The organism is Mesorhizobium sp. M0601, from assembly GCF_040320845.1.
In the GTDB taxonomy this organism is placed as follows: Bacteria; Pseudomonadota; Alphaproteobacteria; order Rhizobiales; family Rhizobiaceae; genus Mesorhizobium.
In genome coordinates this window covers 138,005-153,031 of the sequence record NZ_JAMYQK010000010.1, presented here as the reverse complement: position 1 = coordinate 153,031, position 15,027 = coordinate 138,005, and the positions used below count along the sequence as shown (strand labels likewise).

The following is a 15,027-nucleotide window of genomic DNA, read 5'->3' as shown; positions in this document are numbered from 1 at the left end:
GAACCTCTTGTATCTTCGAGCGCGACGCTACATCCTCTAGCGACTAGAGGAGCAAGCGAAAATGCCAGCAGGTATGACCATCGGTGAAGCGGCCCGATACAGCGGCGTGAAGGTTCCAACCATCCGCTACTATGAGCAGATAGAGTTGCTTCCTGCCGCTGCCCGCAGCGAAGCCAATCGCCGGCAGTATGAAGCGGCAGACTTGCGCCGGCTCGCCTTCATCAGGCACGCGCGCGAGTTGGGGTTCGGGATCGAAGCCATCAGGGCGCTGCTGACGCTGCAGGATAATCCCAGCCAGCCTTGTGCGACCGCCGACGCCATTGCCCAGGCGCGTCTGGCCGACGTGGTTCAGCGGATACGCAGCCTTACAGCATTGAAAGCCGAGCTGGAGCATATGGTCGAAGGCTGCCGGCACGGAAAAGTCTGCGAATGCCGTGTCATCGAGGTGCTGGCGGATCACGATAAATGCGAGCATGCCCGGCACTGATTGGCTCCCCTTGGTCGCTATGTCACAGCATTGGCACTTGCAAAAACCGTACTTTGCGGTCAGCCTGAGCAGATGTTGGCTCGGCTGTCGCCAAAACACATGCTTGTCACGCTGCTCGCGGTCTTCCTGACCGTGGGGCTCAGCCTGTCCGGTGCACAGGCCAGCATCATGTCGGCAACGATGACGGCCGGCATGGCTGCCGGCGATGGCATGACCATGCCTGCGGGGCCCGGCATGGACAAGATGGCCGATGCCGCCATGAAGGGTGACTGCAAGGGGTGCCTCAAGGGTGCCGGCGGTGACGGCAAGGGGATATACTGCCCGCCGACCTGCATTGCCCCGGCGCTTGCGTTGCTGCCGCAGAAGCTCGACATGGTGACAATCCCGCTGCCGTCGCAAATATCGCCGCTGCCGGCGCCGTTCCTGCACGGGCGAAGTTCCCTGCCCGACCCATACCCTCCCAGAGCCAGCGCTCTCGTCTGACGCCGTTTCAGCCGTCCCACGGCTGATGTCCGGCGTCCGGTCGCCCGCTCGCGTTGATGCGCGACGGGCGCGGACAAGCAATCAGTCGACGCTCGCCGTCGATCGAGATCGCAAGGAACGTAAGGGTGAATAGCAATTCCAGTCTTTTCCTGTCGCGCCGCGGGTTCCTGCTTGCGGCGGCGGGCGTCGCCGTCTCGACGTCGATGCGCCCGGCGCGGGCAGCCGCAGTTGATGAGCGCCGTATCAAGGTCGCGCCAGCCCATGCCCGGTTAATCGACGCAGGTGGTCCGCAAACCACGGTATGGGCCTATGACGGCACAATTCCCGGCCCGACCCTGCGCCTGCGGCAAGGCCAGCCGGTCCGCATCACTGTCGAGAACGGTCTCGACGAGGATACGACCGTCCACTGGCACGGCATTCGCCTGGCAAACGCCATGGACGGCGTGCCGGGCCTGACCCAGAAGCCGATCGGGCCGGGGCAAAGTTTCGTCTATGAGTTCACACCGCCGGACGCCGGCACCTTCTGGTACCATCCGCACGCCGACAGCCTGGTCCAGCTCGGCCGAGGCCTTGCCGGCGCACTGGTCGTTGAGGAGGTCGAGCCGGTCGCCGTCGACCGTGACATTCTGTGGCTGCTGCAGGACTGGCGGCTTGCGGCCAATGGGCAGATCGCCGGCGGCTTCGGCAGCGCCATGGATGCGTCGATGTCGGGCCGCGTCGGCAATGTCGTCACCGTCAACGGCACGGGGCCAGGCGATCGGAGCGTGAGGGCCGGCGAGCGCGTCAGGCTGCGGCTCGCCAATGCCTCGCTTGCCCGCATGATGGCGCTGCGCTTCGAAAGCCACCGTCCGGTCGTCGTCGCCATCGACGGCCAGCCCTGCGATCCGCATGAACCGGAGGGTGGTCGCCTGGTCCTGGCGCCCGCCATGCGCATCGACATCGTGCTCGACATGCAGGGCCACCCCGGCAGCCGCCACGCGGTTATCGACGATTTCTACGACGGCCTTGCCTACACCCTGACCACACTCGCCTATGACGCAGCGCCGCCGCTGAGAACCCATCCGCTCGGCACGCCAGCCGGCCTGCCGCGCAACCCTCTGCCCCAGCCCGACCTCGCTGGCGCCGAGCGCCAGGAAATCGTGCTGCAGGGCGGCATGATGGGCGGCGGCAAGCTCAAGGGCGTCGGCGGCATGATGGGCATGGGGATGATGGGCATGAACGGCGGTGCGGCCTGGGCGATCAACGGCATGTCGATGACCGGCGACGGCCATGCCGGCATGGCGCCGCAGTTCACGCTGAAACGCGGTGTGACCTGCCATCTCACCATGCGCAACGAAACCGCCTGGTGGCACCCGATGCATGTCCACGGCTTCAGCCTGTCGGTCATCTCGCGCAACGGTTCGCCGGTGCGGCACCGCCAATGGCAGGACACGGTGCTGCTCGCCCCCAAGGATGTGATCGAATGCGCCTTCGTCGCCGACAATCCCGGGGACTGGATGCTGCACTGCCATGTCGCCGACCACCAGATGGCGGGTCTGATGACCGTCTTCCGCGTGACCTGATTTTTTCGCCACCCAATCACCCAAGGAGAACTGCAAATGAAACTGCCCTACTCAATCGCCGCTCTCGCGGTCGCAATCGCAATGCCGATGCCTGCATTCGCCGCAACGATCCAGGCGGTGATGTACAAGAACCCGAGCTGCAGCTGCTGCGAGACCTACGCCGCCTATCTCGAACAGAACGGCTTCAAGGTCGAGCTCAAGCCGACCAACGACCTCAGCCAGATAAGCGCTGGGCTCGGCGTTCCCGCGCAATTGCAAGGCTGCCATTCGGTGGTGATCGGCGACTACGTGGTCGACGGCTTCGTGCCGGTCGACTTGGTCAAGAAGATGCTGACGGAACGGCCCCAAATCACCGGCATCGCCATGGCCGGCATGCCGATGGGCTCGCCGGGAATGGGCGGCGAGAAGACCGAGACCTGGAAGATCTACGCCTTCACCAAGGACGCCAAGGCGCCGACCGTCTACGCGACGCAGTGACGGCCGGCGATGAATTTCTGGAACCCGAGGAGACTGCCATGAAACTGACCTACTCGCTTGCGGCCTTCGCCGTGGCGATCGCCATGCCCCTTCCGGCCGTCGCCGCGACGATCGAAGCGGTGATGTACAAGAACCCGCAATGCAGCTGCTGTGAATCCTATGCTAACTATTTGGAGCACAATGGCTTCAAGGTCGAGATCAAGCCGGTCAACAACCTCTCGCAGATTAGCGGCGATGCCGGCGTGCCGGCCGACCTGCAAGGCTGCCATACGCTGATGGTCGACGGCTATGTCGTCGACGGCCTAGTGCCGGTCGAGATCGTCAAGAAGCTTTTGACCGAAAGGCCAGCAATCACAGGCATCACGCTGGCCGGCATGCCGACGGGCGCGCCCGGCATGGGCGGCGAGAAAGACGGGACCTGGACGATCTATGCTTTCACCAAGGACGGCAAGGCGCCGACCGTCTACGCGACGGAGTGAAAGGCACCGCGATGTTGACCGACATTTCCGATTGTCCGGCCAGAACCTGGCTTGCGATGACCTTCCTGTCCGTTGCCGGTTTCCTCGTGCTGCTGGTTCTGGTGCTCGCCGTCGCAGCACTCGCAAGATACGTGCTGACGGGTCGTCGGACCACAATCGGCCGGGTGCATCATGACCAGCGGTGACGTTCAATCCGATGCGGGACCGGCAGCCATTCGGCGCGCCTTGCTTCGACGATTACTGGTCGTCCTGCCCGTGATGATTTTCGTCGGGCTGGCCGTGTTGCTCGCCTGGGGGCTCACGCGCAATGCGTCCGACATTCCATCGGTGCTGATCGGCAAGCCGGTGCCCCAATTCAGCCTGCCGCCGGTCCAGGGCCGCACGTTTGGTTTGTCGAGCGGTGACCTGCGGGGCGACGTTTCGCTGGTCAACGTCTTCGCATCCTGGTGCTTGGCCTGCCGCGAGGAACATCCTGTGTTCATACAACTGGCGGCGAGCAAGACGGTGCCGCTGCATGGGCTCAACTACAAGGACAGGCCCGATGACGCCGCACAATGGCTCGACACGATGGGCGATCCTTATACGCGTACCGGCGCGGATCTGAACGGCCGCGTCTCCATCGATTGGGGCGTCTACGGCATACCGGAAACCTTTGTCGTGAGTGCCGACGGCCGCATTGTCTACAAGCACATTGGCGCGGTGACGGACGAGGCCCTTGAGAAAACGATCATGCCGCTCGTCGAGCGCCTGAGGGCCGAGGCGAAGGAGCGGCAACCGTGAAGATGCTCGCTCTCGCGCTCTTCGGCGCCTTGCTCGCGGTGGCGCAGCCCGCATCGGCCGTCGAGCCGCCGCAGGACTTCGCCGTTCATGAGGCTCCCGTCCCCGTGCCGGAAATCAGCTTTCAGGGCGCCGACGGTCAACCGAAAACGCTTGCGGATTTCCACGGCAAGGTCCTGCTGCTCAACATCTGGGCGACATGGTGCGCTCCCTGCCGCAAGGAAATGCCGACGCTCGACCGGTTGCAAGCCAAGCTCGGCGGACCGGACTTCGAGGTCATCGCGCTGTCGATGGATCGCGGCGGTCCGGACATCGTGAAAAAGTTCTTCGCCGAGATCGGCGTCGAGCATCTCGCCCTCAACACCGACACAACGGGCAAGGCGATGTTCACGCTCGGCGCCCTCGGCCTTCCCATGACTTTGCTGATCGACCGCGAGGGCAAGGAAATCGGCCGGCTGATCGGCCCAGCCGAATGGGATTCACCCGAAATGATGGCGTTCATCCGCAGCCATTTCGGGGCCAACTGAGAAAGGAAAAGACATGACCACAACAGAATCGCCCCAAACCTCGCAGGCTTCGCTTGGCCGCAGCATTCTTCACGCCAGCCGCCACTATCTCGGCGACCGGCGCGGACTAATCGCTGCCGGCGCGGTCATTGCCGTCGCCGGCCTCGCCTTCAACTGGACATGGCTGGTCGCCGCGGGCATTGCGCCACTGCTGCTCAGCGTCCTGCCTTGCGTCGCCATGTGCGCGCTCGGCCTGTGCATGAACCGGATGACAGGCCGCACCTGCCAAACGGAAAACGCTGCCCCAAAAGCGGATGGGGAAGGCACCACGAAAGGCAGCGGTTGATGCCTATCCAGACCCAAAACGAGCGGCAAGCGCTCTCGCCGACTTTGGGCACGCGCTTGCTGTGCGGCCTGATCGCACTGGCGGCGCTGATCCTCGGCCTTTTTCACGGCGCGCAGGCGCATTCGCTCGATGAAGTCGACGCCATGCTCAAGGGCGACGAGAAGTATTTCCAGCCGATTGATAAGCCGATACCCGATTTCACCCTGCGCACCGCCGACGGGCGTGTCGTGCGGACGGCCGATCTGCGCGGCAAGGTGGTCGTCCTCCACTTCATCTACACGTCGTGCACGGACGTATGCCCGCTCCACGCCGAGAAGATCGCCGAGATCCAGGCGATGGTGAACGCCACGCCGATGAAGGACCAGGTCACCTTCGTGACTATCACCACTGACCCGACGCGGGACACGCCGGAGGTGCTGCGCAGCTACGGGCCGGCGCACGGGCTCGATCCGGTCAATTGGTTGTTCCTGACCACGACACCCGATCAGCCGGAGGACGCGACCCGCAAGCTGGCGGAAGCCTTTGGCCACAGATTCAGCAAGACAGATGACGGCATTCAGGCGCACGGCATCGTCACTCATGTCATCGACAAGGAAGGCCGGTGGCGCGCCAATTTTCACGGCCTGGATTTCGCGCCGGTCAATCTCGTCACCTTCGTCAACGCGCTCACCAACGGCGTCGAGCGTCCGCACCATGAACAGGAAACGGGTGGGGAACCGGACGAAGGCTGGCTGGCAAAATTGAAGAACTTCTTTTGACGCGCAATTTCGCCGGCGGCATGCCGACCGGGCGCCTCGACGGAGAACAAGGAGAGATGCATATGACGATCAGCGTAAAACAGGCAAACCGATATGGGAGCTGGCTTGTCCGCGCCCTGCTGCTTGCCGCCGTGACCGGATGGTTCCTGCTAAATCCGGGCCTTCAGGGCGCCGGGCGATCGGCGATGGCGGCTGGCGGAATGTCCCAGGACCAAATCGACCAGCGCATCCACGACTATATCCTCGCCCATCCCGAAGTCCTGGTGCAGGCGCTGCAAAGCCTGGATCAGCGCCAGCGCGAGGCCGAGGCGGCCCAGGTAAAGGCGGTTCTGGCGTCGCGCGCGGACGACATTTTCCGCGACAAGCAAAGTCCCGTCGGCGGCAATGCGCAAGGCAACGTCACCATGGCCGAATTCTTCGACTATAATTGCCCTTATTGCCGCCAAGTGGCGCCGATCATGGCGCAAGCCGCGGCCAACGACCCGCAGTTGCGCATCGTCTACAAGGAATTCCCCATCCTCGGCCCTGATTCCGTATTTGCGGCCAAGGCAGCGCTCGCGGCTCAGATGCAGGGCAAATATGCGGAGTTCCACAAGGCCCTGTATGACGCCAAGAGCCGGGTGAACGAGACGATCGTTCTCAGGATCGCGGCCGAGGTCGGCCTCGACGTCCCTCGCTTGAAGACCGATATGCAGCATCCGGACATCCAAGCGGCGATTGACCAAAATGCGAAACTGGCTCAGGCGCTGAAAATCGCCGGAACGCCGACTTTCGTCGTCGGCGACCAGATTTTTCAAGGCGCGACCGATCTTGCTTCGATGAAGAAATTGATCGGGCAGGCAAGGGCCCTGAAGAAGTGACGCCGGCAAGCGGGAACAATTGATCGATGCCCGAACTCTCCAACATCGGCGTGCTCACCGCCTTCGTGGCCGGCATCGTCTCGTTTCTCTCTCCCTGCGTGCTGCCGCTGGTGCCGGGCTATGTGTCGTATGTCGCCAGCAGGACGCCGATGGGCGGGTCGGCGCGCCTGTCGGCGGCCGCTTTGAGCCTCTGTTTCGTGCTCGGGTTCTCGACCGTCTTCATCGTGCTAGGCGCCAGCGCCACGGCGCTCGGCCGATTGCTGCTCCGCCACCGCATCGAGCTCAACCTTGCCGGCGGTGCGATCGTCATCCTGTTCGGCCTGTTCCTCACCGGACTGCTTCGCCCATCCTGGATGATGCGCGAAGCGAGATTTCATGCCGATATGCCCGGTGGCAAGGCGACGTCGGCCTATGTTCTCGGCCTCGCCTTCGCCTTCGGCTGGACCCCGTGCATAGGCCCGATCCTCGGCGCCATCCTGACCGTCGGCGCCGCGTCGGCCACCGTCGCCGAAGGCGTGACGCTGCTCGCCGTCTATTCGCTCGGCCTCGGCCTTCCCTTCCTGCTTGCCGCTCTGTTCACCGACAGTCTGGCGCGGCGGCTGAAGGCGATGCGCCGGACCGGCTCGATGTTGCAGTTCGCCGCCGGGGGTATCATGGTCGTCATGGGGCTCGCCATGGTCACCGGACGGATGTCGACATTCTCGTTCTGGCTGCTCGAACAGTTTCCAATATTCACGCGCATCGGCTGAAGACCGGGAAAGGAATTAGTCATGGTCCGGACAATGTCCCCAAACAGACGAATGGTTGTTTTCGGCGGTGTTTTCGGCGCCGCGATGGTTGCCGGCTTTGTCAACGAACCGGATTTGGCAATCGCTGCGGAGGACCCCGGTATGGCGGGTCGCTTCAAAGACCTCAGCGAAAATGGCAACAGCACGTGTTCGGCCAAATTCACGGAGTCGATCGCAACCATGCCAAGCACGTCGCGGATCAAGGGCTCATGTTGCAGCCCGATGGAAATGAAGCGCTACATCGAGCAGTTGAATGGGCTGACCAAGTATCGCGATATCGCCATGATCCCCGTCGATCCATACGACATTCCGGCTGGCATCGCCCAAAAATTGATTCCCTACTACGATGTGAAACTCTCCGGCGAAGAGCAGCAGGCCTACGACTATGCGATGGCCAATTCCAACGAGAAAGGCCCATGCTGCTGTCAATGCTGGCGCTGGAAAGTGTATGGCGGGCTGGCGAAGTTCCTGATCCGCGAGCACGGTTTCACCGGCAAGCAGGTCGTCGACGTCTGGGATCTCTCCGACGGCTGCGGCGGTGGAGAGTAGAGCCGGGCGACGCCTCGGATGCGGTTCAACAAGCGCTCTCAACCTGTTCTAGCTTCTTGAAAGGAGCGCTTGACCTTCCGGTGGCTGGAACGGTTAGGCTCATTGCCAACTTCCGGAGATCGTCCAATGGCGGACCGAACCATGAATTTCGAAAGGCAGCTACTGGCCCTGTTCAGAGAGGCATATCGGCAAGGCAGATCAGATGTCGCGGAGCATTTGCTGCGAGCGCTGGAGGCACTGGATCAAAGCCCTGCCATTCCCGAGTTACCGCACGGCCAGCATGTTTTGGCCGAAGCCTACTATGAACTCGTTCGTCGATAGCATTGAACATGCCCTGATTGACCGGCAAGCCACCGCCTTCGTGGGCTGATCGAGTTCGCCTTGACGGGCGTACATGGCGAACTAGTTCCCCTCGCAATCGCCGGTGGCAGCGGCGGCGGGAGGGATGATTGTAATGATGATGGACGGTTCAATGTGGATGATGGGCGGCATGGCGCTCATTTGGGTCCTGGTGCTTGTCACCCTCGTGCTCGCGATCGCGGCGCTGGTCAAATATTTGCGAACCTGACGGCATAGGCAGTCGGGGTCAAAAGAGCAAAAAGGACGGAAAGTTGTAGGCGTCACCGGAAGCAGCAGCGTCATCGGGTCGGCGTCGGAACTGGTCCGGCCCTTCGGCTCTTAACGTCTGTCGCCTTCGGCCCTCTCAGGAGTGGCAAATCGCCGGCTATGAGGTCTGGATGGCGAAGCGCAAAGACACGGTTATTGTTACCGGCAGCACCGGCTTCATCGGCTCGGCTCTGGTCAACAGCTTCGCCGACCGGTTTGCTCTCGTCGGCCTCGACCGGGCGGCGACGCGTCAGCCGCCGCCGGCCGCGGAGTGCGTCTGCATCGACCTGACATCGGAGGACGCCGTGGCAGCCGGCTTGGCGCGCGTGCGGACGGCCTATGGCGCCCGCCTCGCCTCGGTGATCCATCTTGCGGCCTATTTCGATCTCACAGGCGAACGGAACCCGCTCTACGAAAAGATTACGGTTGGCGGCACCGAGAAGCTCCTGCGCGCCCTGAAACAATTTGAGGTCGAGCAGTTTGTCTTCATGAGTTCGATGCTGGCGCACAAGGGTGGCCGACCGGGCGACATCATCGATGAGGATTGGCCGCTCGAATCGAACCTACCCTACCGCACCTCGAAGATCGAGACCGAGCGCCTGATCCATGAGCAGCACGGGGCGATCCCTGTCGTCTATGCCAGGCCGGCCGGCGTCTATGATGATCTCGGCCGTAACGCATTCCTCGCCAATCAGATTGCGCGTATCTACGAAGAGGATCCGACCGGGCATGTATATCCGGGTGACCTGCGCACCGGGCAGTCGTTCCTGCATCTGGAAGACCTCACCGATGCGGTGGCGCGCCTTATAGATCGGCGGAAGAAACTTCCCACGGAGCTGGCGCTGCTTCTCGGCGAGCCTGAGGTCATGGGCTACGGCGAACTTCAAGCCGAGATTGGTCGGTTGATCCGTGGCGAGAACTGGGAGACACGGGAGGTGCCGAAGGCGCTCGCCAAGGCGGGTGCCTGGGTCCAACAGGACGTGCTGGGCGAAGAATCATTCGTTCGTCCCTGGATGGTCGATATCGCCGACGACCACTACGCGATCGATATCAGCCGTGCCCGCAATGTCCTCGGCTGGCAGCCCCGGCATTCCCTGCGCGAGACGTTGCCGCGGATCGTCGACGCGCTCAAGGCAGATCCCGCCGGCTGGTATCGGGCCAACAAGCTCAACGCCGCCAAGGTGGCCGGCAGCGGAACAAAAGCGCGAGAGAAAGACAAGGCGTTCGAGGCCAAACACGACAAGATGAAACCCGGACACATGGCCGAGATGGCGGGGATGGGCAAGCAGATGCTCTGGGCTCATTTCCTGGTCATCACGCTTGGCGTGTGGCTCCTCACCAGCCCGCTTCAGTTCGCGCTGTTCGATCCGGCGGCGGCCGGCACTGTGCGTGACGTCACGCAAGAGCGTGGACTGTGGGAACCGGTGCTGCGCAACGCGCTCACCGGCTGGAGCGACATTGTCTCGGGCTTGCTGCTGATGCTGTTTGGCGGGCTCGCACTGTCGCCGCGTTTTTCCTGGGCGCAATGGGGCACGACGATCGCCGGCCTATGGCTGCTGTTCGCGCCGCTGTTCTTCTGGACGCCGAGCGCCGCCGCCACCATGAACGACACGATCGTCGGCGCGCTGGCCATCACTTTCTCGGTGCTCGTCCCGATGATGCCGGGCATGAGCCACGAAGGGATGATGGACGAGAGCACCGTTCCGCCCGGCTGGACCTACTCGCCGTCATCCTGGCTGCAGCGCCTGCCGATCATCGCGCTCGGTTTCTTCGGTTTCCTTATCGCCCGCTATCTCACTGCCTACCAGCTCGGCCATGTGGGTGCTGTCTGGGAGCCGTTCTTCCCCGGCGGAGACGGCAGGAACGGCACGGAATTCATCATCACATCCGACGTTTCTCGAGCCTGGCCAGTCGCTGATGCCGGGCTTGGCGCCGTGGCCTATATGATCGAAACCCTGATGGGCGCGATGGGCACGGCGACCCGCTGGCGCACCATGCCCTGGATGGTGACCTTCTTCTTCATCCTGGTGGTGCCGCTCGGCGGCGTCTCGATCTTCTTCATCATCATCCAGCCGATCATGATCGGCACCTATTGCACACTGTGCCTCATCGCGGCGGCGGCCATGCTGGTCATGATCCCGCTGACGCTGGACGAGGTGGTCGCCATGGGCCAGTACATGCTGCGCAGCGTGCGGGCAGACCGTCCGTTCTGGCGCACCTTTTTCCAAGGCGGGCCGGAGCCGAACGGCGAGGCGGACAAGAACGATCCCGGCTTTTCCGCCGCGCTTGCCGCACAGTCCGCCGCAGCCATTCGCGGTGTCACGTTTCCATGGACGCTGGTCGCATGCTGTATCGTCGGCGGTTGGCTGATGGTCTCGCGGCTGGTCTTCGGCACGGCCGGCGCCATTGCAAACAGCGATCACCTCTCGGGCGCCATGATCATCACGATCGCGGTCTGCGCCATGGCCGAGGTGGCACGGCCACTGCGGTTCCTCAACCTGCCGTTCGGGTTGTGGCTGATCGCGGCGCCCTGGCTGCTCGCCGGTGCAACCGCGGGCTCGACAGTGAACGATGTCGTTGCAGGGCTTGTCGTGATCGGTCTCAGCCTGCCTCGCGGCCACCGAAGCAAGGAGCACTATGGCTCATGGGACCGGTATGTCGCCTAGATGAAGCCGGGAACCGGCTTGGTCTTGCCGCTCAGTTGCGCGCCCAGCGTCAGTGTCTGCGGGAAATTCCGGACGATCGCTGCCATCAAGGTGGCGCTGCCGGGGCGAAGGGCAATTCCGGCAACGGCCGCGGCGGCGTAGACCCGTGTCGAGAACAGTCTTTTCCAGGCCGCCCCGTAGCGTGTGGCGGCAGCCTCGCGCCCTGCCCGGCCACTTGGCGCGCATGCGAGTTCGCAAGCCAGCAGCCAGCCGGACTGAAGCGCCATCGAGATGCCCTCGGCGATGACAGGATGAGACTCTCCAGCTGCATTGCCGACGCGGAAGATGTCCTCTTCGTAGCACGAGCGAATTCCCGGCCGGATCGGACCTGCGGCAAGCCACGGACCGTCGAGGAGAGCCGGTTCCAAGGCGTTCCTGACGCCTCGGCACGAGTCCACGAGATGGCGCGAGACCGCATCGGCGGCCGACACGTGGCTCCGTTGTTTGGGGCCATATTGTTTACGCAGCCGCGCGAGCATATCGCGCCGGATGCAGCACGAGATCGACAACCGGCCATGATCCGCCGAAACCATGCCGCCATAGCCGCCGGGGAAGGCCAGCAGAGGCATCAAATCCGGCGGCAGGGACGACCCGGTGAAATGCGCCTTGAAGCCGAGCAGGTCCGACGGGCGATTGGCCTTTGCGAGCTGGCTGGGCAATGGTCCCGGTTCCCACGAGCCGTGTGCGGCGACAATCACCGGCGCTCGCAATATCGCCGCTTCATCCCCGGCCTGAATTCGCACCCTTTGCATTCCACCGTCCGGCTCGATGGCGACGGCGCGGCAGGGTTGAAAGATTTCGGCACCCGCCGATCGCGCCGCTTGCAAAAGCAGAGAGTCGAGAATGTCCCGGCCGAGCGCCCGGCCGAAGCTGTCTTTCGCACGAGGCCCAGCTCCTGCACCAGGCATTGCCGCCTCGACGCAGGTCTCGCCGGAAAACAGGCCGACGCGGCGGATTTCGGGGCCGGCATTGGTACGCCAGGCATCGCCGATCCCGAGCCGGTCGAGAAGCGCAAGATTGCTTGCCGAGATGTATTCGCCGCAGACCTTGCGGCGTGGAAACGCACTCTTCTCCACAATTGCCACGGCCCATCCGCGCCGGGCCAGCGTGAGCGCGACGGATGTGCCCGCCGGGCCGGCGCCTATGATGATCGCGTCATGGGTCGACAATCCCGTCATGGGTCGTTGCCGGCGCTGGCGCCGACGAAAATGTGGGAAAACAGGCCGGCGCGTCGTTCCTCGAGCGGTTTGCCGTTCGCCGCAAGCCAGAGACGGGAAAGCTCGCTGCCGCGAAAGCCGGCACGCACGCTTTGCGCCGCGTCGTTTCGTGTGACGTCGTTGGCGCCGATTGCCGGCAGAAGACGGGTCGCGGCCAGCGGCAGTTTCGCCCGCAGCGGCTCTGTCGCAATGAGCAACGGGGCTTTCGGCCCGATCAGCGAAAATAGACGCACGAGTTGCGCATCGTCGAGATGATGCAGAAACAGATTGACGGTGACGGCGTCGAACCGCGCGCCCTCGATCTTTCCTGCCCAGTCGAAGACATCGGCGGTGACGCCTTCCGCCCTCCATCCCAGCCGGTCAAAATCGCCGCGCAATTGCGCGGTGAGGAGGCCGACGCGGTCGAGCATCACCAGTTCGACCCCGGGCCAATGCCTGGTCATGCGCCGCGCCACCGTCAGCATGAAGGAGCCATCGCCGGCGCCGATCTCCAGAATGCGGCGTGGCGGCTTTGGCACAAACCTCCTGAGCAACGACGTCATGATCGGCACCTGAAACATCAGCATATTGATGCGCCGAAGGTCGCGGCGCGCGGCCAGCGCTCGCGGATCGTCGGCCGCAAGTCCGTCGAGGATTTCCGGCGCAAGCTGCCGGTGCTCCAGGCCGCTCATGACACCGTTCGAAAGAGCATGGTTTCGGCCGTCAGCCCGGGTCCGAACGACATGCCGCAACCGAGCAGGCCGGGTGGCGCCTTCAGCATCTCCTTCATCACGAACATGACGGTCGCCGACGACATGTTCCCATACTGGCGCAACACCTCGCGCGATGGTTCCAGCGCCGTGGGCTCCAGTTCCAGAGCCCTTTCGACGGCATCGAGAACCGAACGTCCCCCCGGGTGCACGGCCCAAAGGTCGATGTCTTTAGCCGATCGGCCTCCGAGGATGGCGGCCTGGCTGTTCCGCAACGCTTCATGAATCGCTGCCGGCACCTGGCCGGAAAGAACCATTTCGAAGCCGTGGTCGCGAATGTTCCAGCGCATCAGGTCCCGCCGTTCCCTCGCCACCAGACAGTGAAAGCTATCGAGCTCGATGCCGGCCGGCTCGGCAGTGATGAGCGCAGCCGCGCAGCCGTCGCCCCAAAGGCAGAACGACAGCAGTTTTTCCAGCTCGGTGGTCTGTCGCAGATGCATCGTGCAGAGCTCGATATTGACCAGCAGGACCTTGGCCTGCGGGTCGGAGCGGACGATGTGGCGGGCCAGCTTGAGGCCGTTGATCGCCGCATAGCAACCCATGAACCCGATCATCGTGCGTTCGATCCCGTTCGGCAGCCCGCAACGCGCAACCAGCTCGAGATCGATGCCCGGCGCCGAAAAGCCGGTGCAGGTGGTGACGATCAAATGGGTGATGCGGGAAGCGTCGTCGCCAAGCTGCAATCCGTCGATGCCCTTTTGCGCCAGAACAGGTGCGGCATCGTCGAACATCGCCATTCTCGCCGCCGTTCCGGGAAACGCGCCCCGGATGAAGGTTCCGGCCAGGTCGGCGGACGGTCCGTCGGGGTCGGACGCCGGCGCAAAGCAGGAATATCGGTGCTCGATGCCGGCAAGATCGGCCATGCGTTCGAATATCCTCCGGCGATCGGCCGCGAGCATGGAGGCCGCGAAACGCAGGTAGAATTGATGAACCTCGTACTCCGGCACCGCTGTCGCGATCCGGTTGATATAGGCCTTGACGGGCATGTTCTGTCTCCTCGGCGTCTGCACGGTGTTGCGTCGAGCCAGCGCCGGAGGGTCTTTGCTCATCGGCACCCGGTGTCGAACACCGGGTTTTGAGCACTGTTCGGTAAAAACGTTTCCGAGGACCGATTTCTTCCCGAAGGTTCAGTATGTGCTGGCAGGCAAACGGTTGGAGCGGGCGGGCGGTTGCGTCAGGCATCCAAAATCGCCACATCATGTTGACCTTCCATCTACTGGAAGGTCTATTTCCTCCGACAAAGGAGATTTCCGCCATGAACATCGGCGTCGCATCCGAAAAATCCGGCTTGCCGGCCAAGACGATCCGTTACTACGAGGATATCGGGCTCTTGCGCCCGGCCCGGACAGACAATGGCTATCGTGATTACTCGACGGCCGATATTCACCGGCTGCGCTTCCTGCAGCGCTCGCGAAGCCTGGGGTTTTCGGTCGACGAATGCCGCCAGCTGCTGTCGCTGTACCAGGACAGGAAACGTGACAGCGCCGACGTGAAGGTGATCGCGAAAGCCAAGCTGGTGGAGATCGACAGGAAGATCGCTGAACTGGTCGGATTGCGCGGCTTGCTCCACCAATTGGTCAGTCACTGCCACGGCGACGAGCGGCCGGATTGCCCGATCATCGACGAGCTGGCAGGACAAGGCGTCGCCCAGTGAGGTGGATTGAAAATCGGAGCGGCT

The 15,027-nt window shown here is 63.3% G+C and carries 19 protein-coding genes; 16 read left to right on the top strand and 3 right to left on the bottom strand.

The window, feature by feature from the left end:
* Positions 1-73: 73 nt before the first annotated feature.
* The 15 genes from NKI41_RS12675 to NKI41_RS12605 all read left to right on the top strand — a co-directional run bounded on the left by NKI41_RS12675 (position 74) and on the right by NKI41_RS12605 (position 11,344).
* Entirely contained in the window at positions 74-487 is a 414-nt protein-coding gene (locus NKI41_RS12675) for a MerR family transcriptional regulator (protein WP_352683264.1), read from the top strand.
* 99 nt (positions 488-586) lie between these two features.
* The gene (locus NKI41_RS12670) at positions 587-970 is read left to right on the top strand and encodes a hypothetical protein (RefSeq protein WP_352501311.1); all 384 of its coding nucleotides are present in this window, start codon (positions 587-589) and stop codon (positions 968-970) included.
* A gap of 125 nt (positions 971-1,095) precedes the next feature.
* Positions 1,096-2,532: a multicopper oxidase family protein gene (locus tag NKI41_RS12665; protein WP_352683262.1), complete on the top strand. Its 1,437-nt coding sequence runs from the start codon at positions 1,096-1,098 to the stop codon at positions 2,530-2,532.
* A 36-nt stretch (positions 2,533-2,568) separates the two neighbouring features.
* The gene (locus NKI41_RS12660; protein WP_352683260.1) at positions 2,569-3,009 is read left to right on the top strand and encodes a DUF411 domain-containing protein; all 441 of its coding nucleotides are present in this window, start codon (positions 2,569-2,571) and stop codon (positions 3,007-3,009) included.
* A gap of 38 nt (positions 3,010-3,047) precedes the next feature.
* Positions 3,048-3,488: a DUF411 domain-containing protein gene (locus NKI41_RS12655; protein ID WP_352473266.1), complete on the top strand. Its 441-nt coding sequence runs from the start codon at positions 3,048-3,050 to the stop codon at positions 3,486-3,488.
* An 11-nt stretch (positions 3,489-3,499) separates the two neighbouring features.
* Complete coding sequence (locus NKI41_RS12650) at positions 3,500-3,673, top strand: hypothetical protein (protein WP_352473265.1); 174 nt, start codon at positions 3,500-3,502, stop codon at positions 3,671-3,673.
* Entirely contained in the window at positions 3,660-4,268 is a 609-nt protein-coding gene (locus NKI41_RS12645) for a DsbE family thiol:disulfide interchange protein (protein WP_352473263.1), read from the top strand. The genes NKI41_RS12650 and NKI41_RS12645 overlap by 14 nt, the downstream gene beginning before the upstream one ends.
* A 2-nt stretch (positions 4,269-4,270) precedes the next feature.
* Positions 4,271-4,792, top strand: coding sequence for a TlpA disulfide reductase family protein (locus NKI41_RS12640; protein ID WP_352683289.1), 522 nt, complete (start codon positions 4,271-4,273; stop codon positions 4,790-4,792).
* Between the two features lie 13 nt (positions 4,793-4,805).
* Positions 4,806-5,117 (top strand): hypothetical protein, encoded by a 312-nt coding sequence (locus tag NKI41_RS12635; RefSeq protein ID WP_352683257.1) that lies wholly within the window; start codon positions 4,806-4,808, stop codon positions 5,115-5,117.
* Positions 5,117-5,875: an SCO family protein gene (locus tag NKI41_RS12630; protein ID WP_352683254.1), complete on the top strand. Its 759-nt coding sequence runs from the start codon at positions 5,117-5,119 to the stop codon at positions 5,873-5,875. The genes NKI41_RS12635 and NKI41_RS12630 overlap by 1 nt, the downstream gene beginning before the upstream one ends.
* Positions 5,876-5,937: 62 nt before the next feature.
* Positions 5,938-6,735 (top strand): DsbA family protein, encoded by a 798-nt coding sequence (locus NKI41_RS12625; RefSeq protein ID WP_352542788.1) that lies wholly within the window; start codon positions 5,938-5,940, stop codon positions 6,733-6,735.
* A gap of 26 nt (positions 6,736-6,761) precedes the next feature.
* On the top strand, positions 6,762-7,484 hold the full coding sequence (locus NKI41_RS12620; RefSeq protein WP_352683252.1) for a cytochrome c biogenesis CcdA family protein: 723 nt from the start codon (positions 6,762-6,764) through the stop codon (positions 7,482-7,484).
* A gap of 21 nt (positions 7,485-7,505) precedes the next feature.
* A complete protein-coding gene (locus tag NKI41_RS12615; RefSeq protein ID WP_352473256.1) occupies positions 7,506-8,072 on the top strand; it encodes a hypothetical protein in 567 nt (188 codons plus the stop codon).
* A gap of 126 nt (positions 8,073-8,198) precedes the next feature.
* Positions 8,199-8,393: a hypothetical protein gene (locus NKI41_RS12610; RefSeq protein ID WP_352473255.1), complete on the top strand. Its 195-nt coding sequence runs from the start codon at positions 8,199-8,201 to the stop codon at positions 8,391-8,393.
* Positions 8,394-8,809: 416 nt separating this feature from the next.
* The gene (locus NKI41_RS12605; RefSeq protein WP_352683250.1) at positions 8,810-11,344 is read left to right on the top strand and encodes an NAD-dependent epimerase/dehydratase family protein; all 2,535 of its coding nucleotides are present in this window, start codon (positions 8,810-8,812) and stop codon (positions 11,342-11,344) included.
* Here the strand turns inward: NKI41_RS12605 and NKI41_RS12600 are convergent.
* From NKI41_RS12600 to NKI41_RS12590, 3 genes are read right to left on the bottom strand one after another with little or no spacing between them, the layout of a single operon-like run.
* Complete coding sequence (locus NKI41_RS12600) at positions 11,341-12,561, bottom strand: NAD(P)/FAD-dependent oxidoreductase (protein ID WP_352683248.1); 1,221 nt, start codon at positions 12,559-12,561, stop codon at positions 11,341-11,343. The genes NKI41_RS12605 and NKI41_RS12600 overlap by 4 nt on opposite strands.
* On the bottom strand, positions 12,558-13,271 hold the full coding sequence (locus tag NKI41_RS12595; protein WP_352683245.1) for a methyltransferase domain-containing protein: 714 nt from the start codon (positions 13,269-13,271) through the stop codon (positions 12,558-12,560). Before NKI41_RS12595 ends, NKI41_RS12600 begins: the two co-directional genes overlap by 4 nt.
* The gene (locus tag NKI41_RS12590; protein WP_352683243.1) at positions 13,268-14,335 is read right to left on the bottom strand and encodes a type III polyketide synthase; all 1,068 of its coding nucleotides are present in this window, start codon (positions 14,333-14,335) and stop codon (positions 13,268-13,270) included. The genes NKI41_RS12595 and NKI41_RS12590 overlap by 4 nt, the downstream gene beginning before the upstream one ends.
* A gap of 269 nt (positions 14,336-14,604) precedes the next feature.
* Here NKI41_RS12590 and cueR point away from each other — a divergent pair, with 269 nt between their 5' ends.
* Positions 14,605-15,003 (top strand): Cu(I)-responsive transcriptional regulator, encoded by a 399-nt coding sequence (gene cueR / locus NKI41_RS12585; protein WP_352501321.1) that lies wholly within the window; start codon positions 14,605-14,607, stop codon positions 15,001-15,003.
* The last annotated feature ends 24 nt before the right edge of the window (positions 15,004-15,027 follow it).